Source organism: Mesorhizobium australicum, assembly GCF_900177325.1.
Lineage (GTDB): Bacteria > Pseudomonadota > Alphaproteobacteria > Rhizobiales > Rhizobiaceae > Mesorhizobium_A > Mesorhizobium_A australicum_A.
On the sequence record NZ_FXBL01000004.1, the window covers coordinates 4978313 to 4999132 of the forward strand.

At 65.4% G+C, this 20820-nt stretch carries 19 protein-coding genes; 4 read left to right on the forward strand and 15 right to left on the reverse strand.

The genetic code is table 11. The features are described from left to right. Nucleotides 1–140 precede the first annotated feature (140 nt). From B9Z03_RS26950 to B9Z03_RS26965, 4 genes are read left to right on the forward strand one after another with little or no spacing between them, the layout of a single operon-like run. Nucleotides 141–1214 (forward strand): C4-dicarboxylate TRAP transporter substrate-binding protein, encoded by a 1074-nt coding sequence (locus B9Z03_RS26950; protein WP_085467054.1) that lies wholly within the window; start codon nucleotides 141–143, stop codon nucleotides 1212–1214. Between the two features lie 53 nt (nucleotides 1215–1267). After that, nucleotides 1268–1828 (forward strand): TRAP transporter small permease subunit, encoded by a 561-nt coding sequence (locus tag B9Z03_RS26955; protein ID WP_085467055.1) that lies wholly within the window; start codon nucleotides 1268–1270, stop codon nucleotides 1826–1828. After that, nucleotides 1825–3141 carry a TRAP transporter large permease gene (locus B9Z03_RS26960; protein ID WP_085467056.1) on the forward strand — a complete coding sequence of 439 codons (1317 nt, stop codon included), beginning with the start codon at nucleotides 1825–1827 and terminating at the stop codon, nucleotides 3139–3141. Before B9Z03_RS26955 ends, B9Z03_RS26960 begins: the two co-directional genes overlap by 4 nt. Before the next feature lie 10 nt (nucleotides 3142–3151). Further along, on the forward strand, nucleotides 3152–4183 hold the full coding sequence (locus B9Z03_RS26965; protein ID WP_085467057.1) for an MBL fold metallo-hydrolase: 1032 nt from the start codon (nucleotides 3152–3154) through the stop codon (nucleotides 4181–4183). Nucleotides 4184–4198: 15 nt separating this feature from the next. Here the strand turns inward: B9Z03_RS26965 and B9Z03_RS26970 are convergent, their stop codons facing one another. The 15 genes from B9Z03_RS26970 to B9Z03_RS27040 all read right to left on the reverse strand — a co-directional run bounded on the left by B9Z03_RS26970 (nucleotide 4199) and on the right by B9Z03_RS27040 (nucleotide 20808). Beyond that, nucleotides 4199–5218: a sulfate/molybdate ABC transporter ATP-binding protein gene (locus B9Z03_RS26970; protein WP_085467058.1), complete on the reverse strand. Its 1020-nt coding sequence runs from the start codon at nucleotides 5216–5218 to the stop codon at nucleotides 4199–4201. Continuing rightward, nucleotides 5215–6111, reverse strand: coding sequence for a sulfate ABC transporter permease subunit CysW (gene cysW, locus B9Z03_RS26975; RefSeq protein ID WP_085467059.1), 897 nt, complete (start codon nucleotides 6109–6111; stop codon nucleotides 5215–5217). Before cysW ends, B9Z03_RS26970 begins: the two co-directional genes overlap by 4 nt. A 1-nt stretch (nucleotide 6112) precedes the next feature. Further along, on the reverse strand, nucleotides 6113–6934 hold the full coding sequence (gene cysT, locus B9Z03_RS26980) for a sulfate ABC transporter permease subunit CysT (RefSeq protein ID WP_085467060.1): 822 nt from the start codon (nucleotides 6932–6934) through the stop codon (nucleotides 6113–6115). A gap of 71 nt (nucleotides 6935–7005) precedes the next feature. After that, a complete protein-coding gene (locus B9Z03_RS26985; RefSeq protein ID WP_085467061.1) occupies nucleotides 7006–7989 on the reverse strand; it encodes a sulfate ABC transporter substrate-binding protein in 984 nt (327 codons plus the stop codon). 228 nt (nucleotides 7990–8217) lie between these two features. After that, nucleotides 8218–9792 carry a hydantoinase B/oxoprolinase family protein gene (locus B9Z03_RS26990; RefSeq protein ID WP_085467062.1) on the reverse strand — a complete coding sequence of 525 codons (1575 nt, stop codon included), beginning with the start codon at nucleotides 9790–9792 and terminating at the stop codon, nucleotides 8218–8220. A gap of 13 nt (nucleotides 9793–9805) precedes the next feature. Continuing rightward, nucleotides 9806–10804, reverse strand: a complete 999-nt coding sequence (locus B9Z03_RS26995; protein WP_085467063.1) for a zinc-dependent alcohol dehydrogenase family protein — start codon at nucleotides 10802–10804, stop codon at nucleotides 9806–9808. A gap of 24 nt (nucleotides 10805–10828) precedes the next feature. Beyond that, nucleotides 10829–11929, reverse strand: a complete 1101-nt coding sequence (locus B9Z03_RS27000; protein WP_085467064.1) for a M24 family metallopeptidase — start codon at nucleotides 11927–11929, stop codon at nucleotides 10829–10831. A 174-nt stretch (nucleotides 11930–12103) separates the two neighbouring features. Further along, the gene (locus B9Z03_RS27005) at nucleotides 12104–12937 is read right to left on the reverse strand and encodes an aspartate/glutamate racemase family protein (RefSeq protein ID WP_085467065.1); all 834 of its coding nucleotides are present in this window, start codon (nucleotides 12935–12937) and stop codon (nucleotides 12104–12106) included. Between the two features lie 82 nt (nucleotides 12938–13019). Further along, nucleotides 13020–14684 (reverse strand): hydantoinase B/oxoprolinase family protein, encoded by a 1665-nt coding sequence (locus tag B9Z03_RS27010; RefSeq protein ID WP_085467066.1) that lies wholly within the window; start codon nucleotides 14682–14684, stop codon nucleotides 13020–13022. Between the two features lie 10 nt (nucleotides 14685–14694). Next, nucleotides 14695–16767 (reverse strand): hydantoinase/oxoprolinase family protein, encoded by a 2073-nt coding sequence (locus B9Z03_RS27015; protein WP_085467067.1) that lies wholly within the window; start codon nucleotides 16765–16767, stop codon nucleotides 14695–14697. Then, entirely contained in the window at nucleotides 16767–17267 is a 501-nt protein-coding gene (locus B9Z03_RS27020) for a GAF domain-containing protein (RefSeq protein ID WP_210191395.1), read from the reverse strand. Before B9Z03_RS27020 ends, B9Z03_RS27015 begins: the two co-directional genes overlap by 1 nt. Continuing rightward, entirely contained in the window at nucleotides 17254–18069 is an 816-nt protein-coding gene (locus B9Z03_RS27025; protein WP_085467068.1) for an ATP-binding cassette domain-containing protein, read from the reverse strand. The genes B9Z03_RS27020 and B9Z03_RS27025 overlap by 14 nt, the downstream gene beginning before the upstream one ends. Then, a complete protein-coding gene (locus B9Z03_RS27030) occupies nucleotides 18066–18956 on the reverse strand; it encodes an ABC transporter ATP-binding protein (RefSeq protein WP_085467069.1) in 891 nt (296 codons plus the stop codon). Before B9Z03_RS27030 ends, B9Z03_RS27025 begins: the two co-directional genes overlap by 4 nt. After that, entirely contained in the window at nucleotides 18953–19786 is an 834-nt protein-coding gene (locus B9Z03_RS27035) for an ABC transporter permease (protein ID WP_085467070.1), read from the reverse strand. Before B9Z03_RS27035 ends, B9Z03_RS27030 begins: the two co-directional genes overlap by 4 nt. Further along, a complete protein-coding gene (locus B9Z03_RS27040; protein WP_085467071.1) occupies nucleotides 19783–20808 on the reverse strand; it encodes an ABC transporter permease in 1026 nt (341 codons plus the stop codon). Before B9Z03_RS27040 ends, B9Z03_RS27035 begins: the two co-directional genes overlap by 4 nt. Nucleotides 20809–20820: the final 12 nt, after the last annotated feature.

A 20820-nucleotide genomic window follows, 5' to 3' on the forward strand; every position in this document is an offset into this window, starting at 1 on the left:
CGCACGGCTTTCGGCCGCCCTCCCATGTGTTATTGAACGAGATATCAAAGTTCTTGTCAACTTGTTCAAATGCCGATACGTTCTCCGGATCGATCGGATGGCGGGGAGAGAGCCGTCCGTTCTGAACAGGGAGGATTTGCATGTATCGCACTCTATTGTCGGGCGGTGTGGCGGCTGTGGCGCTTGCCGTGGCCTCGGCGCCCGCATTCTCGCAGGAAACGATCAACCTGACCGCCGCAGCAGGACATCCCGAGGTGTTTCTCTGGGTGAAGCATATCAAGGAGACCTTTATCCCGACGGTCGATGCCGAGCTCGCCAAGACCGGCAAGGTGAAGATCAACTGGACGCAGGGCTACGGCGGCACCATCGTCAAGCTCGGCTCCGAGGTCGAGGCGTTCCAGCAGGGCATCATCGATGTCGGCCAGATGAGCGGCGTGTTCAATCCGGCCACGATGGGCCTGTTGAACCTGACCTATGCGATGCCCTTCGGCCCGCCCGATGCGCGCGGAGTCACCGCCGCCGTCGAGAAGGCGCTGATGGAGACCGAAGGCGCGCTGCAGAAGCTGGAGGAGGCGACCGGCGTCGTCTATATCGGCGGCGGGATCGCCATCGACGACTATAACATCGCCTCCACCAAGGCGCTGACCAAGATCGCCGACATGAACGGCGTCAAGCTGGGCGGCGCCGGCCCGAACCTTGCCTGGCTCGCCGGCACCGGCGCGGTCGGCGTGCAGGGCAGCTACGTCACCTTCTACAACGACATCAAGACCGGCGTGTATGACGGCAACATCGGCTGGATGACGGCGAACGTGCCGGCCAAGCTCTACGAGGTCGCGCCCAACTGGAACCAGACGCATTTCGGCGCGATGTATATCGGCGGCATGGGCGTGTCGAAAATGCAGTGGGACACGTTCTCGGACGAGACCAAGGCCGCGTTCCGCACCGCCGCCACCGCCTACACCAAGGCCTATTTCGACGAGCAGGAGGCCCGCTACGAGGCGGCCAAGAAGACGCTGGTCGATGGCGGCGGCAAGATCGTCGAGTTCGATCCTGCCGAGCGCAGCACCTGGATCAAGGGACTGCCGAACCCGACGGCCGCCTGGGCCAAGGCGGCGGAGGCGCGCGGCGAGCCGGCCAAGAAAGTGCTCGAAGCCTATCGCGACAACCTCAAGGCAGCGGGCTTCACCTTCGAGCGCGACTACCTCGCCGAATGACGTAGCCGCCCGGCTCCCCGCGGGCCGGGCGTTTTCACCAGAGGAACATCGAGATGGCTGACGAGGCCGCAATTCCGCGCGACGACGCGCCACCTCCTCGTGCACCCAGCGGGTCGTTCGCCCGCGTGATCGGCGTGATGAACGCCGTGGGAACGCTCTGGATCATCCTGCTGATGCTGCTGATCAATGCCGACATCTTCGGCCGCAGCTTCCTGAATCATCCGATCGCCGGAGTGCCCGAGCTCGTGGCCTTCTCGATCGTCGGCATCGTGTTCCTGCAGCTCGCCCACACGCTGCGCTCCGGCGCCATGACGCGCTCCGACGTCCTGCTGAACGTCCTCGAACGCCGCGCCCCGCGCGCCCGCTTCACGCTCTTGTCGATCTTCCATCTGGTCGGCGGCTTGCTGATGCTGATGATCGCCTGGAAATTCTGGCCGAGCGTGGTCGCGGCCTGGCTGTATCCCGAACGCAACTTCATGGGCAATCCGGGTTTCTTCACCATCCCGCAATGGCCCCTCTTCATGCTTGTCTTCCTGGGCATTGTGGCGACCGCGATCCAGTTCCTGCTCCTGTCGTGGAATGACCTCCGTTCCGCCCGGGAGATCGCATCATGAGCGGCGTCGGCATAGCCTTCCTTTCGATCGCAGCCATGCTGGTCCTGATCTATTCGGGCATGCATGTCGCCATAGCGCTGATCCTGCTTTCCTTCTGCGGCGTGTGGATCCTGCGCGGCAATTTCGACATCGCCTCCAATATGCTGGTCCTCGCCTTCAAGGACTCGATCAGCGACTATCTCTTCGGTGTCGTGCCGCTGTTCGTCCTGATGGGCCTGCTGGTCGCCGTCGCAGGCATCGGCCGCGACACGTTCGAGGTCGCCGCGCAAGTCTTCCGCCGCGTCCTTGGCGGGCTTGGCATCGCGACGGTCGCGGCCAACGCGGTCTTCGCCGCGATCACCGGCATCTCCATCGCCTCCGCCGCCGTGTTCACCAAGGTCGCCGTGCCGGAGATGATCCGCCACGGCTACACGGCGCGCTTCGCTGTCGGCGTGGTGGCGGGCTCCTCGGTGCTCGGCATGCTGATCCCGCCGAGCCTGCTTTTCATCCTCTACGGCGTGCTGACGGAGCAATCGGTCGGCTCGCTGTTCATCGCCGGCGTCATCCCCGGCGTACTGCTGTCGCTCATCTACTGCGCCGGCATCTTCGCGATGGGCCGCTGGTGGCCCTCCTTCATCGGCGGGCGGAAAGCGGACAGCTACGACACGGCGAACGACATGAGCCTCGGCGAGATGGCCAACAAGCTTGCGCCGATCGTGATCCTGATCGCCCTGGTGCTCGGCGGCATCTATGGCGGCTTCTTCACGCCGACCGAAGCGGGCGCCGCCGGCGCGCTCGGCGCGCTGCTGATCTCGCTCGCCAAGCAGCGGCTGACCTGGGCGAGCTTCTGGCAGGTGCTGGTGCAGACCGGGCACACGACCTCGTCGATCTGTTTCTTGATCATCGGCGCGAGCCTCTATTCGCGCATGCTCGCCATGTCGGGCATGCCTGGCTGGCTCGGGACATTCGTGGTGGAGTCGGGACTTGGCGTCACCGGCATCGTGATCGCGCTGATGATGGTGGTGATCCTGCTCGGCACGATCCTCGACTCGGCCTCGATCATGCTCCTCACATTGCCGATCGCGATCCCGATCCTGACCGGCATGAGCGTCGACCTGATCTGGCTCGGCGTTCTGATGATCCTCTCCGTCGAGATCGGCCTGCTCACCCCACCCTTCGGCATCGCCGTCTTCGTCGTGAAGGCAACACTGGGACCCGACAGCGAGGTCACGCTCAACGACATCTTCGCGGGCGCCTTCCCCTTCGCCGCGATGATGTTCCTCGTCCTGGTGCTCGTCTTCCTGTTCCCGTGGCTTGCCACAGCCCTCGTCTAGGAGAAACACAATGGCCAAATGGCAATTCACCAAAGGCATGCACGACCTCGGTAACGGCTGCTATGCCTACCTGTTGCCGGACGGCAGCTGGGGCTGGTCGAATGCGGGTCTGATCGTGGACGGCGACGCGACGCTTATGGTCGACACGCTGTTCGACCTCAAGCTCACCGCAGAGATGCTCGAAACCTATCGCGCCTCGATCCCTGCCGCGAAGTCGATCGACGTGCTGGTCAATACGCATGCCGACGGCGACCATACCTTCGGCAACCAGCTCGTCGAAGGCGCACGTATCATCGGCACGCAAGGGACGGTCACCGACTTCGCCCGCTTCGATCCGACCGTCGTGCAGAACATCTGCCTCAACGCGGAGCAGTTCGGCAGCGCCGGCGTCTTCATGCGCGAGTGCTTTCGGCCGTTCGATTTTTCCAGGATCACGCTCACGCCGCCGACAGAAACCTTCTCGGGCACGCTCGACCTCATGGTCGGATCCAAGAAGGTCCAGCTCATCGAGGTCGGACCGTCGCATTCGCTGGGCGATGCGCTGATCTACGTGCCGGACGACAAGGTGCTCTACACAGGCGATATCCTGTTCACCGGCGGCACGCCGATCGCATGGTACGGACCGGTCAATCGCTGGATCGACGTCTGCGACAGGGTGCTGAACATGGATGTCGAGACGATCGTCGCCGGCCATGGCCCGATCTCGACCAAGGACGACGTGCGCGAGATGCGGGACTACCTGCAGCATGTGAGCGACGAAGCGCGACCGCTCTGGGAGCAGGGCATGGACTATCTCGAGGCGTCGTACAAGATCGACCTCGGCAAATACCGGGACCGGGAAGACGCCGAGCGCGTGGTGGTCACCGTGCAGACGCTGTTCGACGATTTTGCCGATGCGCCGCAGCGGCCGGTGCGCGCGCCGATCCCCTATTTCGCCGAGATGAAGGGCTTCCGGCACCATCTCGGCCGCGGCCCCGTGCATGAGGCCTATTGCAAGGCCTGCGGCATTGAGCAGGGCTTTCGCGCCCGCGAAGCGAAATAAGCTGGTTTGAAGCGCTCAGCCACGCGGGAACGCGTGAGTGCGCAGGACGGCGATGCGGCCGTGATCGCCCTTCGCCACCTTCGTTTCCGGCGGCACGTCGAGCTCCACCAGGGAGCCGTCGGACAGCGACGCCAGGAGACGCCGGCCATCGGGCCGGTCGATGACGCGTGAGACCACGGCCGGGATGGACCCGGCCGTATTCCATTCCAGGTCGGCGGGCCGGACGAAGATCTCGACCGATCCGTCCTCGACGCCGGGCAGCTCGATAACGCCTCCGGCCACCTGCGCCCTTCCATGAGACGCGACGGCTTCAAGCCGGTGCGCGTCGCCCAGGAAGCGCGTGACGAAGGGCGAGTTCGGCTGCCGGCAGACCTCTTCCGGTGTGCCCTGCTGGACGATCTTTCCCTGGTCCAGGATGACCACGCGGTCGGCCAGATCCAGCGCCTCTTCCTGATCGTGCGTGACGAAGAGTGTGGTGATGCCGAGTTCGTCATGGATCTCGCGCAGCCAGCGGCGCAGGTCGCGCCGCACATTTGCGTCGAGCGCGCCGAATGGTTCGTCGAGCAAGAGCACCTTCGGATCGACGGCGAGCGAGCGCGCAAGCGCCACGCGCTGGCGCTGGCCGCCGGAGATCTGCGACGGGAACCGGTTGCCCAGGCCGGAGAGCTTCACGAGCACGAGGAGGTCGTTGACGCGCGCCTCGATCTCGGCCCCGCTGCGCTTGCGCTTTGAGACCTTCATGCCGAAGGCGATGTTCTCGGCCACCGTCATATGCGGGAAAAGGGCATAGTGCTGGAACACGAAGCCGACGCCGCGATCGCGCACCGGTATGTCGGTGGCATCCTGCTCGCCGAACAGGATGCGTCCACCGTCGGCATATTCGAGGCCGGCGACCATGCGCAGGATCGTCGTCTTGCCGGAGCCGGACGGACCAAGCAGCGCAACCAGCTCGCCGCTGCCGATCTCGAGCGAGACGCCGCGTACGGCGCGGAACGTGTCGAAGGTCTTCACCACATTGTCGAGCGTGATCTTCATGCCTTCGCTCCCTGTTCGGCGACGACGGGGCCGGCGAGCGCCGGGCGTCCCGCCCGGCCGGCGCCCCGGCGTTCGAGAATGACCTTGGCCACGATCGTGACGAGCGCGAGCGCGGTCAGGATGGACGCCGCCGCGAAGGCGCCCGCCGTCTGGTAGTCGTGATAGAGCAGCTCGATGTGCAGCGGCAGCGTATTGGTCTGGCCGCGGATGTTGCCCGACACGACCGAGACCGCGCCGAACTCGCCCATGACGCGGGCATTGCACAGCACCACGCCGTAGAGCAGCGCCCAGCGGATGTTGGGCAGCGTCACGGAGAAGAAAGTGCGCCAGCCCGACGCACCAAGCGACGTGGCCGCCTCCTCAAGGTCCCGCCCTTGCGCCTGCATGAGCGGAATGAGCTCACGCGCGACGAAGGGCGCGGTGACGAACATCGAGGCGAGCACGATGCCCGGCAGCGCGAAAAGGATCTTGATGTCCGCCGACTGAAGCGCCGGGCCGAACAGACCCTGCAGTCCATAGACGAAGAGATAGGCGACGCCGGCCACGATCGGCGAGATCGAGAAGGGGATCTCGATGATGACGGTGAGCAGGCGCTTGCCGGGAAAATCGAACTTGGTGATCGCCCATGCGGCCGCGACGCCGAAGGCGGTGTTGACCGGAACGGCGATGAGCGCCGTCACGACCGTGAGCATGATCGCATGCCGCGTGTCGGGATGCGTGATGGTGGCCGCATAGGCCGACCAGCCGGCGGAAAAGGCCTGGACGAAGATCACCACCAGCGGGGCGAGCACCAGAACCGCGCCGACGCCCAGCACGAAGCCGATCAGGCTGCGGCGGACGGCGGGGCTGTCGCCGATGCGCGGCGGCTTCTTGCGAATGGGTGCGGCGCTCATGTCACGACCTCTGCGTATAGCGCAGCGCGCGCGACTGAAGGAGGTTCGTCACGGCGAGCATGACGAAGGCAGCGATGAGCATGACGGAGGCGATCGCTGCGGCCGCCTGGTAGTCGTATTCCTCCAGCCGGATAAAGGCGAGCAGCGCGGTGATCTCGGTCTCGAACGGCTGATTGCCGGCGATGAAGATGATGGCGCCGAACTCGCCAAGGCTGCGGGCAAAGGCAAGCGACACACCCGCGAGCAGCGCCGGCGTCAGCAGCGGCAGGATCACCCGCCGGAAGATCTCGCTGTCCGTCCCGCCGAGCGACTGGGCCGCCTCCTCCAGCGCCGGATCGAGATCCTCGAGCACCGGCTGCACCGTGCGCACGATGAAAGGCAGGCTGGTGAACGCCATCGCGATCATGATGCCGAGCGGCGTGTAGGCGACCTGCACGCCGATGCGGTCGAAGAAGAAGCCGAACCAGCCGCCGGGTGCGAACAGCGTCGTGAGCGCGATGCCGGCGACCGCCGTCGGCAGCGCAAAGGGAAGGTCGACGATCGCGTCGACCAGCCGCTTGCCGGGAAAGGAGTAGCGGACCAGCACCCAGGCGAGCGCGACGCCGAAGACGACGTTGAAGGCAGTGGCCGCGGCGGCCGACAGCACCGTCACACGGTAGCTCGCCACGGCGCGGCCGGAGGAGATGATGCGCCAGTAGTCCTCGAACCCGAGGCTGCCCGCCTTCACGACCAGCGCGCCGAGCGGCAACAGCACGATCAGCCCCACGTAGAAGAGGGTGATGCCGAGCGACAGGTGGAACCCGGGCAGAACGCGTCGTCTCAAACCAGATATCCCGAACAGGAAAAGGGCCGGCGGAGATGTAGCCGCCGGCCCGCGATGGCGAAACCTATTATTCAGCGCTCGCCGTAGATCTGGTCAAGCAGTCCGCCGGAAGCGAAGTGCTCTTCCTGAACCTTGGCCCAGCCGCCGAAAACGTCGTCTACCGTTACAAGCCGGATGTCAGGGAACTGATCCTTGAACTTGGCAGCAACAGCCTCGTCGTTGACGCGATGGCCTCTCTCGGCGGCGATCGTCTGGCCTTCCGGTGAATAGAGGAAGTCCAGATAGGTCTTGGCGAGATCACGAGTGCCGTGCTTGTCGACCACCCTGTCGACGATGGCGACAGGAAACTCCGCCAGAAGGCTGACCGAAGGAACGACCAGGTCGAACTTGTCCTCGCCGAACTCCTTCGCGATGCCGCGAGTCTCCGCCTCGAAGGTGATCAGCACGTCGCCGATATTGCGCTCGACAAAGGTCGTGGTCGCGGCGCGGCCACCGGTGTCGAACACCGGGACGTTGGCGAAGATCTTCTTGACGAACTCGGTGACCTTGGCCTGATCGTCGCCAAACTTCTCCTTCGCGTAGGCCGTCGCAGCGAGATAGGTGTAGCGCGCATTGCCGGAGGTCTTCGGATTGGGGAAGATGACCTTCACGTCGTCGCGGACGAGGTCGCCCCAGTCCTTGATGCCCTTGGGATTGCCTTCGCGCACGAGGAAGGACGGCATCGAATAGAAGGGCGAGGACTGGTTGGGAAAGTCGGCCTGCCAGTCGTCGGACACGAAGCCGTTCTTCACCAGGAAATCGATGTCGGTGACCTGGTTGAAGGTGACGACGTCGGCCTCGAGGCCTTCAACGATGGCACGGGCCTGCTTCGACGTTCCGGCATGCGACTGATCGATCGTCACGCCCGGGTGCTTGGCGACGAAAGCCTCGTTCACCTGTGCGAAGAGTTCGCGCGCGATGTCGTAGGACGCGTTGAGGAGCTTGTTCGGCTCCTGCGCGGCCGCGGGAGAAAGCAGAAGCGCGAGCGCGGCGCCGACAAGGAGAAGTCTTTTCATCTGTTGCCATCCGACTGAGAGAGTGTAGCCGGAAAATAGACGAGCCGCGCGAGAAGCCGGAGAGACACCACGCTAAGTTACATTCAGCAGCGGAACATTCTTCCTCAAACCAGGGATCGAATGAGATTTGTTTTTCAAAATCCCATGCTGCCTACGCCGGGATGGAAAGACATGCCATCGAACGGCGCATTCGCGATACGTTATGCTCACCCGGCGCGGTAAGGCGGCTTACGTCCTCTTGCCCCAGCCGCCGCCATTGGCGGTGTGGATCAGGATCTCGTCACCCGGCATGATCACGCAGCCGCTGACGAAGGAGTAGTCCTCGCGGCCGCCGTCCTTGCGGACCACGGAAATGCCGTTCGTGTCGCCATTGGCCCCGCCGGCCGAGCCCCAGACGGGAATGCGATTGCGGCTGTAGCCGGCCGACAGCACCGCCGGCGCGCGCGGCTGCAGCGATGCCGACAGGCCGCGCCCACCCTTGTGCAGGCTGGTTTCATCGGTGATCTCGTTGAGCCTGCGATAGCCGACGTCGATCCCGTACCGCGCCTCGCAGATTTCGACCGGACAGTTGAACGTGTCGCCGTGGCCGGTCGAATACATCGCATCGAGCCCGTCACGCGTCGCCGTCGCGCCCCAGCCGCCCATCTGCGGCTCGACCATGGTGTAACGGCGGCCGGTATCGGGATGTAGACCTGCCAGCACCGTTCCGCAGATCGAGGCGAAATGGCCGGCCGGCAGTTTGTCCGGCTGCGGTTCCGCCATGCGACGGCAGAGCATGTCGTAGAGCCGCATCCGCGTCTCGAAATAGTAGCCATGCGGCGCCGTTCCCCGGACATCGAAGATCGTACCGGGCTCTGTGATAACTTCAAGCGGGCGGAACGAGCCCGAATTAGCGAACAGCGTCGGGTCGGTCAGCCCCTTGAACAGCGTCTGGCAGACGATCACCGCGCCATCGCGCGCGGTGTTGTAAGGCGCGGCGCGCTGCGCCGGATTGCCGCGCAGATCGACCGTGAACGTCTCGTCGGTGATCATGACCGTCGCGTGCCAGACCGCGCCGTCGTCCTGCTCTTCCTCGACCGTGAACGTGCCCTTCGGCAAGGCTTTCAGGCCGGCCCGTGCACGCCGCTCGCCTTCGACGAACAGCGCCTCGATGGCCCGGTGGTAGGCGTCGGCGCCATAGGTCTCGATCAGTTGCTTGATGCGCTGCTCCGCCTTGCGGCCAGCGGCAACCTGCGACCAGAGATCACCTTCGACGAACTCCGGCAGGCGGGAATTGACCATGATGATGTCGAACACCGAGCGGATCGGCTGACCGTTCTCGAACAGTTTTACCGCAGGCAGGCGCAGGCCTTCCTGGAACACTTCGGTGACGTCCACTGCCATCGATCCCGGCGTCTTGCCGCCAACGTCGTTCCAGTGTCCGACCGAAGCAGCCCAGGCGACGCAGGTGCCATCAGCGAACACGGGCTGCGCCACGATGACGTCGTTGAGATGGGTCACCCCGCCATAGGCCGGGTCGTTGGTGATGTAGCAGTCGCCATCGCGGATGTTGTCGAGCCCGTACATCTCGATGATGCGGTAGACCGCCTTGTCGAGCATGCCGATGAAGCTCGGTATGCCGGCGCCAGAGCTGACCAGATGGCCATGGCGGTCCATCACCCCGGTGCCCACGTCGAGCACCTCATAGATGATCGGGCTCATCGCGGTCTTCTTCAGCACCGCGAACATCTCGTCGGCGGCAGCGACCAGGCCGGACTGGATGACCGATGTGGTGATCGGGTCGACGGCTGGGGTATTTGTCATGGTCGTCAGTCCTTCACAGGCCGGTTTCGATGACGACCTTGCCATGCGCCGTGCGCGGCTGGCTGAGATAGTCGAACGCCTCGATGTATTTCTCCATCGGATAGACCCGGTCGATCGACGGCTTAAGCCGCCCGGCCGCCAGCATGTCGTAGACGAAGGCCTTGCCGCGCTCACACATCAGCGGATCCTCGACATAGTTGAACAGCGAATAGGGATGGAAGACGGCGTTCTTCTGGAACATGTCGACGAAAGGCAACGGCGGCCAGACGGTGTCCAGCGTGCCGTAGAAGTAGATGCGTGCGTTCTTCGCCAGTGCGGGGGCATACTGGTCGATCAGCCCTCCACCGACCGGATCGAACGCCATGGTCACGCCCTTGCCGCCGGTGATGTCGCGGATGCGCGCGGCGAGGTCTTCCTTGCCGGTGACGATGACATGGTCTGCGCCCATCGAGCGCAGATACTCCTCGTTTTCGGCGAAGCGCGTGGTGCCGATCATGGTGGCGCCGAGCAGGCGGCCGATCTCCAGCGAGGCGGCACCTGCCGTGCTGGTCGCCGCGGTCACGAGGACATGGCTGCCAGGGCCAACCGGCGTGACCTCCGCCAGCGGATAATAGGCGGTGAGATACTGCATCCAGATCGAGGCGCATTCGACCGCCGACAGGTTCGGCGGCGCCTTGGCGACGTAACGCGCATCGATCACCATCGATTCCGTGCTGGCGCCGCGGTTGTCGTAGAAATAGGGCAGCGTGGACACCCGCTCGCCGATCGAGAAGCCTTCCACGCCCGGCCCAATGGCGTCGATGATGCCCGCCGCCTCGATGCCGACGCGCGCGGGGAAACGCGGGAAGCTGAAGGAGTAGTTGTCCTTCATCAGGTCCATGTCGCCCCAGTTCAGCGCGAAGGCTTCGACCCTGAGCCGCACCTCGCCAGCACCTGGCTTCTCGAACGGCTCCTCGCCGAGGCGCAGCCCCTGATAGCCGGAATAGTCGTGGATGTGCCAGGCGCGGGGCATGTATGGTCCTTTCGCGAGTGCTGCTCAGACCTGCACGACGTGCAGGTCGCGCGGCAGGTCGGACAGGATCTCGGGACCGTCGGCGCGCAGGATGACGATCTCCTCCAGCCGGATGCCGAAGCGGCCGGGGAGATAAATGCCGGGCTCGATGGAGAACACCATGCCCTCCTCCAGCACCGCCTCGGAGGTGGCCGTGATGTAGGGCGGCTCGTGGCCGTCGATGCCCAGCCCATGGCCGGTACGGTGGACGAAGAACTCGCCATAGCCGGCATCCGCGATGACGTTGCGCGCCGCCGCGTCGACCTCTTTCGCAAGCACGCCGGGCTTCGCCGCCTTCAATGCCGCCTGCACGGCCTTCTCGACGATGCCGTGGATCTGGCCGTAGCCTTCCGGCGGCTGGCCGATGACGGCCATGCGGGTGATGTCGCTCGGGAAGCCGCCCTTGCGGCCGCCGATGTCGATGACGATCGCGTCGCCCTCGGCAAGCTTGCGCTCGCCCGTCTGGTGGTGCGGGAAGGCGCCGTTCGGCCCGCCGCCGACGATCCAGAAGGCGGGCGTCGCACCTTCGGAGGCGAAGTGGTCGCGGATGATCGCCGCGAGCTCCTTCTCGGTGATCCCCGGCTTGACGGAGGCGAACGCCTTCTGCATCGCGCGGTCGGCGATCGAGGCGTTCATCTTCAGCGCCTTGTATTCGGCAGCGTCCTTGCGCATGCGCAGCGCCCCGACCGTCTCGGGCGTGAACGCATGCGTTGCATCCGGCAGCGCACCGAGCAGCAGCAGCGCGAAGTCGGCGCGCATCGTCTCGTCGAGCGCGACCTTCTTCGCCGACGCGGCACCGACATCGGCAAGCGCGGCGGCGAGTGCCGCATCGGGACCCTCCGCGTCGGCCCAGGTGTGGAAGGCGATGTCGGTGGATTCGCGCGTTCCCTCGGCATTGAGCACCGGCATCAGGAACGCCTCGCGCTCCGGGCCGACCAGCAGCAGGCAGGGCCGCTCGTCGGGATGAGGATGGAAGCCGAGCAGCCAGTCCATGTGCGAGCCGGGCGCGACCGCGACGAGGTCCGTGCCGGTTGCCTTCATCCGCCCGCGCAACGCGGCGAGCCTCCCCTTGGTGTCGACGGTCATGGGTGAATGTCTCCTTGCTCTTCAATACTCATGGTGCGCGCCCCCTCCACCACTACGTGGTCCCCCTCCCCCGCTTCGCAGGGGAGGATTGGCGGCGGCACGGCCGCTCCGATCCTCCCCCGTTTACGGGGGAGGGGAACCGCCGAAGGCGGTGGAGGGGGCGCGTCACAAACCTCACGCCGCCTTGCGCGCCGGCTGCAGCGGCTCGGCCGGAACCACGATACGATTGCCGAAGATCTCGCCATCGTCGAAGCCGCCGAAGCGCGCGATCTCCTCCTCGGGCGGAGCCTCGGACGACCAGCGCCGGCTCGGCTTCCAGCCGCAATCGTGCTTCAGCACAGCGGCATACTCCGCCCGCTTGAGGGCGGCGATGGACGGGTCGATCACCGGCACGCCGAGCGCCTTTTCGACGTCGCGGTAGAAGCCGACCTCCAGCGTGCAGCCGAGGATGAGCGCCTCGGCGAACTCCTCCTCCACCGCCTTGCGCCCGGCCGCGATCAGCCGGCGTTCGGTCTCCGCATGATCCTTCTGGAAGTCGTCGACGCCGAGTTCGACATGATAGAAGCCGGAGAGGCGATGCTCGTGGCCGTGCTCGCGCACGGTCGAATGCATCTGGTGCACCCATTTGCGCCGCCCGACGATGACGCCGAACCGGTTCGACAGGCTGGCCGCGATCTCGCAGGAGGCGACGCAGGGCGCGGTGACGACCATGTCGCCAGACACCTCGCGCGCATCGTGCAGCGCCGTGTCGTAGAAGCAGCCGATCGCGAATGCGTCGAAGCCTTCCTTCGCCGCCGCGCGGGCGGCGCGGACGATGCCGCGCGTGACGATCGCCTCGTAGGAGCGGAACTCGATATGGGTGAAACCGCCCGTCGACGGCGGCAGCGAGGCGATGTGCACCTCGGTCTGCGGCAGCTTGTGCTGCCGCGCCATGTCGGCGAACACGTGGTCGTAGCCGGACGTTCCGACCGGATTGAGATACATGATCTTGAGCGGTCTGTCGGTCATGATGAAGTCTCCTCTTCTTCGAAACGCTGCAAACGCCCTCGCCTGCCCGGACTCCCCTGCCCGGGCAGCAGACATGTCGTGATCAGGCCTCGTAGCCGTAGACCTCGCGCGCCCGCTCGGGCGTGATCAGGCCGTTCTTCAGGTCTTCCGCGACCAGCTTGCGGTCGCGCTCCTTGGGATTGCCGATGCCGCCGCCGTTGCCGGTGACGACGCGGATCACATCATCCGTATGCGTCGTCAGGCCCGAAACGAAGGCGTAGCGCTGGTCCGTGCCGTCCTTGCCCAGGTAGCGGACATAGTTGCCCGTTCCCTCGTTGCCGCCGTCGAGCGCCCAGGCGGGGAACTTCGAACGGGTGTAGCCCACGGTCAGGAAGCCGTTGTCGCCACGGATGCGGTAATCCATCACGATGCCGCGCCCGCCGCGATACTTGCCCTCGCCGCCCGGCTCCATGTTGAGCTCCATGCGGTCGACATAGAGGCCGTTGCGCGCCTCGTTGATCTCGGCCGGGCAATTGTAGGTCTCGCCGTGGAAACCGCAGAAGATGGCGCTGTTGCCGTCGCCGGTGCGGCTACCGCCCCACCCGCCGATCTGCGGCTCGATGATGGTATACTGCCGGCCCGTATCCGGATGGATGCCGCCGATGAACGTGCCGCAGACCGAGGCGAAGTGGCCGGCCGCCAGCCGGTCCGGCATATGCTGCGCGAGGCAGCGCCACATGATGTCGTACACGCGCAGCTCGATCTCGTAGTAGAAGCCGATCGGCGCCGGCTCCTTCGCCTCGAAGACCGAGCCAGGCCGCGTCAAGAGCCGGATCGGCCGGAACGAGCCCTCGTTGGCCGCCGAATAGGGATCGGTCAGCGACTTGAAGATCATCTGCGCCGACACCATCACGCCGTCGCGGCTGGTGTTGACCGGGTTCTTCGACTGGTCGGGATTGTCGCGCAGGTCGACGACGAACTCGGTGTCGGAGATGGTGATCTTCACGTTGAAGATGCGACCGTCGTCCTGCTCCTCGGAGAGCTCGAACGTGCCCTTGGGCAGCTTCGCCAGCTCCTTGAGCGACACCTGCTCGCCGAAATCCATGAACGAAGTCATGGCGTTCTCGAAGGTCTCGACGCCGTATTTTTCGGCGATCTCGACCAGCCGCTTCGCGCCGATGCGCACGGAGGCGATCGCCGCCCAGACGTCGCCTTCCAGCACGTCGGGCATGCGGGAATTGACCGTGATGATGTCCATCACCGAACGGATCGCCTCGCCCTTGGAGATGATCTTGATGGCCGGCAGGCGCAGGCCCTCCTGGAAGATCTCGGTCGCCTCGCCAGTGAGCGAGCCGGGCGCCATGCCGCCGACATCGGAATTGTGGGCAATGTTGGCGGTCCAGGCGATGATGCGCCCGCCGGCGAAAACAGGCATCATCACGATGATGTCGTTCAGATGCGTGACACCGCCGTAGTACGGATCGTTGGTGGCGAAGACGTCGCCCGGCTCGATGTCGCCGGGCTTGTCGAACTTCGCCACGACCACCTTCACCGCCTTGTCGAGCACGCCGACGAAGGCCGGGATGCCGGCGCCGGAGGAAGCGAGCGCACCCTTCGCGTCCGTTATGCCGGTGCCCATGTCGAGCACCTCGTAGATGATCGAGCTCATCGCCGTCTTCTTCATGACGGCGAACATCTCGTCGGCGGTCGCCTGCAGCGAGTTCTGGATGATCTCCAGCGTGATCGGGTCGTTGACCTTGGTCGTCATCTTGGCCTCCTCACGCCAGCTTGATGTGGATATTGCCGTAGCCGTCGATCTCGACGGCATTGCCCGGATGGATGACGACGGTAGTGCCCGGATCTTCCACGATCGCCGGGCCGGCGAAGGTCATGCCCGGCTCGAGCTTCGTGCCGTCGTAGATCGCCGCTTTCTTGACGCCCTCGAGTGCGTAGTCGACGTCGCGGTGGCCCTTCAGCGCGACGTCCGCCTTGGCGCCGGTCGGCTCGCGCTTCTTCATGGTAAGCTTGCCGACCTCCGCCGAGGCGACGAGATGGATGCCGACCATTTCGACCGGCGCATCGAGGCGGTAAGTGTATTCGCGCTCGTAGGTCTCGTGGAACGCCTTCTCGATCTCCGACAGACTGCCATCGGTGATCTTGCCGCCCTCGATCAGCACTTCGGTCGTGTGCTCCTGGTTCTGGTAACGGAACTTGCCGTAGCGCAGGAACCGGATCTTGGCCGGATCGACGCCCTCGGCAGCGAACTGGGCGCGCGCCCGGTCCTCGCTTTCGGCGAACACCGCCTCGATGCTCTCAGCGGCTCCCTTCTTGAGATCGGCCAGCTTTGTGACGAAGTAATCTCGGCGCAGGTCGGACATCATCATGCCCCAGGCCGAGAAGACCGAGGCGCCGGCGGGCACCACGACCTTCTTGACGCCGAGCTCCATTCCGAGCGCCACGCCGTGCATCGCCCCGCCGCCGCCGAACACCACGAGGGTGAAGTCGCGCGGATCGTGGCCGCGGTTGAGCGAAACCAGCTTCAGCGCATTGACCATGTTGTTGTTGGCGATGCGGATGATGCCGCGCGCCGCCTCGTCCACGGACACGCCGAGCCGGCCGGCAACCTCGCCGAGCGCCGCTTCCGTCGCCTTCATGTCGGCGATCACCTCGCCGCCGCAGAAATAGTCGCGGTTGATGCGGCCGAGCCAGAGATTGGCGTCGGTGGTCGTGGCCTTGGTGCCGCCGCGCCCGTAGGCTGCGGGTCCGGGCATCGCACCGGCCGATTGCGGGCCGACATGCAGCTTGCCGAAATCGTCGACCCAGGCGATCGAGCCGCCGCCATTGCCGATCTCGACCAGGTCGACCACCGGAACCATGATCGGATAGCCGGCGGAGGTGCGGTCGCGCTCGATCCAGTAGTCGGTCTTGATCTTGACCTCGCCTTCCTCGATCAGCGAGCACTTGGCCGTCGTGCCGCCGATGTCGAGCGCCAGGACGTTGGGTTCGCCGATCAGTTTGCCGAGTTCCGCCGCGCCCCAGAAGCCGGAGGCGGGACCGGACTCGACCATCGTAATCGGGATCTTCGACACGGATTCCAACGAGTCGACGCCGCAGTTGGACTGCATGATGTAGGGGCTGCCCTTGAGCCCCTGCTCCTTGAGACCACCGGCCAGGCGCGAGAGATAGCGCTCGGCCGTCGGCTGCACATAGGCCGACAGCACGGCGGTGTTGGTGCGCTCGTATTCGCGCCATTCGCGGGTGATCTGGTGGGACGCGACGACCGAGACCTCCGGCCAGAGCTTCTTGACGGCATCGATCACCGCCTGCTCATGCGCCATATTGGCGTAGGAATGCAGGAAGCAGATTGCGATCGCCTGCACACCCTCGGCCTTGAAGTCGTCGAGGATCGCCGGCAGGCCGGACAGGTCGAGCGGCTTCAGCTCCTCGCCCTTGTAGGACATGCGGCCCGGCAGTTCGCGGCGCAGGTAGCGCGGCACGAAGGGCTTCGGCTTCTCATAGTGCAGGTTGAAGAAGTCGGGGCGGTTGCCGCGCGCGATCTCCAGCGTGTCGCGGAAGCCTTCGGTGGTGATCAGCCCGACCTTGACGCCCTTGCGCTCGGTCAGCGCATTGATGACCACCGTGGTGCCGTGGGCGAGGAAGTCGACCTCCTTCGGATCGACACCGCCCTTGGCGAGCACGTTGAGCACGCCCTGCTCGAAATTGGGCGGCGTGGTGTCGGACTTGGCGGTGACGATGCGCGACTCGCCGGTCGTGTGGTTCGTCTCGAAACAGACGAGGTCGGTGAAGGTGCCGCCGACGTCAGTCGCGACCCGGATCGTGGTTTCGGCCATCACTCGGCTCCCTTCGCATCGAGTTCGTTGAGCAGCAGGCAGACCGCGCCGGGCAGCTTCAGCGCCTCGGCGGCCTGAACGCGCTCCGGCGTGTAGAAACCTGCCTCGTGCAGGCAGTTGATCGTGCCCTTCACCTCGCCGGCGACGATGATCGGCACGTTGATGACGCTTTCGCAGCCGAGCGACTTGATCAGTTCGTGGTCGTAGAAGACGTTCGCGATGTCCTCGATCGTGTTGGCGACGAAGGTGCGCTTTTCCTTGATCACCTGCCGCGACCAGTCGGTCTCGTTGGCGGGCTTGGTGCCGGAGACCGGATAGGCATCCGGCATGTTGGAGTAGATACGCCCGGCCATGCCGGTGCGGGAATCATGCGTCATCACGGTGAAGAGCTTCACGCCCACCACGTCGCGGGTGAGCTCGCACAGGGCGTCGAAGGCCTCCGTGGGCCCGTGCCCCTTGGCCAGCGCGGTGGTGAAGGCCGAGTAGTCAGGCATTTCCATTGGTGTCCTCCATGATTTTCTGGCGCAGGGCCGCCTCGGCCGCCGTGACGACGGGAACCGCGGCGATCAGCCGGCGCGTATAGGGATGCGAGGGAGCCTCGAAGATCGAGGCGGTAGAACCGATCTCGACGAGCCGGCCCTTTTCGAACACGGCGACGCGATCGGCGATGTTGCGCACGACCGAGAGGTCGTGGGTGATGAAGAGATAGGTCAGGCCGCGGCTCTGCCTGAGCTCCGCCAGGAGCTTCAGCACGCGCGCCTGCACCAGCACGTCGAGCGCCGAGGTCGGCTCGTCGAGCACGACCAGCTCCGACTGGCAGGCGAGCGCGCGCGCAATCGCCACGCGCTGGCGCTGACCGCCGGAGAGAGCCGCCGGCGCGCGCGTGCGGAAGTCGGCGGGCAGCCCGACCTCCTCCAGCAACTGGCCGGTGCGCTCCGCGCGGGCCGCACGCTCGCCGATGCCGTGCACGTCGAGCGCCAGCCTCAGCGACGCGCCGATGGTGCGGCGCGGGTTGAGCGAGGAGAGCGGGTTCTGCTGCACGAGCTGGATGGCGCGGCGATGCGCGAGGTCGCGCCGGGCAGGAAGCGCGGCGCCCTTGAAGGCGATCTCACCCAGCGTCTGCGGGTAGATGCCGAGGATCATGTTGGCGATGGTCGACTTGCCCGATCCGCTCTCGCCGACCACGGCGAGGCATTCGCCCTGCGCGACGTCGAAAGAAACGTCGTCCACAGCCTTCACCTCGCGGCCGGCGACATGGAAGGTCTTGGAGACGGAGCGCAGCGACAGGAGAGGCTGGATCATGATGCGCCCTCCGGCTCGCCATTTCCCTCATGCACCACGGTCGGCGCGAAATAGGCGTTCGACGCGTCGTCGATCTCCGGAATGCCTTCGCCGGTGATGCGCGGCACCGCGGCCAGCAGCGCCTGGGTGTAGGGATGGCGCGGGTCCTCGAACAAGGCCGCGGCAGATCCCTGTTCGGCGATGCGGCCCTTGTAGATGACGTAGACGCGGTCGGCGAACTCGCGCACCACGCCGAGATTGTGCGAGATGAACAGGACCGAGGTGCCATGCCGCTCGACCTGCTCGCGCATCAGCTTCAGCGTCTGCGCCTGCACCGTGACGTCGAGGGCCGTGCCCGGCTCGTCGGCGATCAGCAGGGACGGTTCATTGGCCAGCGCCATCGCGATCATGACGCGCTGGTTCATGCCGCCCGAGAGCTGGAAAGGATAGGATTCCAGAACGCGGGCCGGGTCCGGGATGGAAACATCGGCGAGCGCCTTTTCGGCGCGCATCTGCGCTTCCGCGGCAGTGATCGCCGGGTTGGCCCGCCGCAGCACCTCGTGGAACTGGGTGAACACTGGATAGACCGGATTGAGCGACGAGGTCGGGTCCTGGAAGATCATCGACATGCGCGTGCCGCGCAGTGCGTGGCGCTCGGCTTCGGAAAGCTTCGAAAGATCGCGACCTTCGAACTCGACCAGGCCGGAAAGGCGCGCCGACCGCAGCGACTGCAGAAGGCCAAGCACGATGCGGGCGGTGACCGACTTGCCGGAGCCGCTTTCGCCGACGAGAGCGACGCGCTCGCCCTTGTTGATGTGCAGCGAGATGCCATGCAGCACCTCGACCATGCCGGACCAGCTCTTGAAGCCGAGCTTGAGATCGCGGATGCGCAGAGTGGGGCCGCTCATTGCTCGGCCCCCAGGATCTCGCGTAGCGCGTCGCCGATGAGGTTGAAGCCGAACACCGCGACCAGGATCGCCAGGCCCGGGAACACGGTCAGCCACCAGGAGTCGGGCAGGTATTTCGCGCCTTCCGCGACCATCGAGCCGAGATCGGGCGTGGGCGGCTGGACGCCGAGGCCGAGGAAGGAGAGTGACGAGGCGATGAGGATGACGAAGCCGAAGTCGAGCGTCATCTTGGTGAGGATCGACGGCACGCAGTTCGGCAGGATCTCGCGGAACATCACGTGCAGCTTCGACGCGCCGATGATCTCGGCGGCGAGCACGTAGCCCTCCTCCTTCTCGGAGCGCGCGAGGTTGTAGACGAGGCGCGTGTACCAGGGCCACCACATGGCGGTGACCGCGATCATGCCGTTTGTCAGCGTCGGCTCCAGCAGGCCCATCATCGACATGGCGAGCACCAGCGGCGGGATGGACAGGAAGACATCGGTGATGCGCATCAGGACATATTCGGTCCAGCCGCCGAGATAGCCGGCGAAAAGGCCGATCGCGACGCCGATCGGCACCGCGATGGCGAGCACCACCACGCCGAGGATCAGCGAGATGCGATAGGCGTAGAGGATGCGCGAGAACAGGTCGCGGCCGACGAGATCGGTGCCGAAGATGTAGGGCCATTCCGGCGGCTTGTTGAAGTTGGCGAAGTCGACCACCGCGCCGCGGTGCAGCGGAAACGGCGCGATGAAATCCGCGAACACCGCCGACAGCACGACCAGCGCGACGAGGATCAGGCCGAGCAGCGAAAGCGGATTGCGCAGCAGGACGGCGAGGGTGCGATTCATGACGCCCTCTGCGAGTAACGGATGCGCGGGTTGATGAAGGCGATCAGGAGGTCGACGATCACGTTGACGATCAGGAACATGGCCGAGATGACCAGCACCGTGCCCACGATGGCGTTGAGGTCCTTGCGCAGGATGACCGCCACGCCGTAGCGCGACAGGCCCGGCCAGGCGAACACCGCCTCGACCAGGAAGGCGTTGCCGAGCATCGCCGCGAAGTCGAGGCCGATGATCGTCATCGACGGGATGAGCGAGGGCCGGAAGGCATAGCGCCAGGCGATGCGCTTCTCCGGGAAGCCGTAGGATTTCGCCATCTCGATATAGGGCCGTTCGTAGGTCTCCACCATGTTGGAACGCGTCAGCCGGGCGGCCTGCGCGATGCCGGCCAGCGCCAACGCAAAGGCGGGCAGGATGATGTGCCAAGCGGCGTTGCCGAACGCCCTGACATTGCCGGCGAGCAACGTATCGATCAGCAGGAACCCGGTCACCGGTGGGATGACGAAGGAATCCGCGATCCGGCCCGCGATCGGGAAGAGCGGGATGAAGAAGGCGAAGAGCAGCATGAAGATCACCGCCCAGACGAAGCTGGGCGCGGACACGCCGAGCAGCGTGACGATGCGCACCGAATGGTCGATCCAGGAGCCGCGATAGCGCGCCGAGAGCACGCCGAGCGGCAGCCCGAACAACACCATCATCAGGCCCGCAGCGAAGACCAGCTCAAGGGTCGCAGGCAGGAAGTCGGCGATGTCCCGCGTCACCGGGCGGTTGGTGTAAAGCGAGATGCCCAGGTCGCCGCGGGCGAGATCGGCGAGGAAGTAGCCGTATTGGAGGACGAACGGGTCATCGAGATGCAGCCGGTCGCGTAGCGCCGCGACAGCCTCCGCCGTGGCGTTGGGACCGAGCGCGATACGCGCAGGGTCGCCGGGGATCACCCGGGCGATGGCGAAGATCAGCAGGGAAACGCCGACCAGGACGATCAACGATGTTCCCAGCCGCTTCGCGAGGAGGCGGAGGACAGGCGGCATGGCGGATCCGCT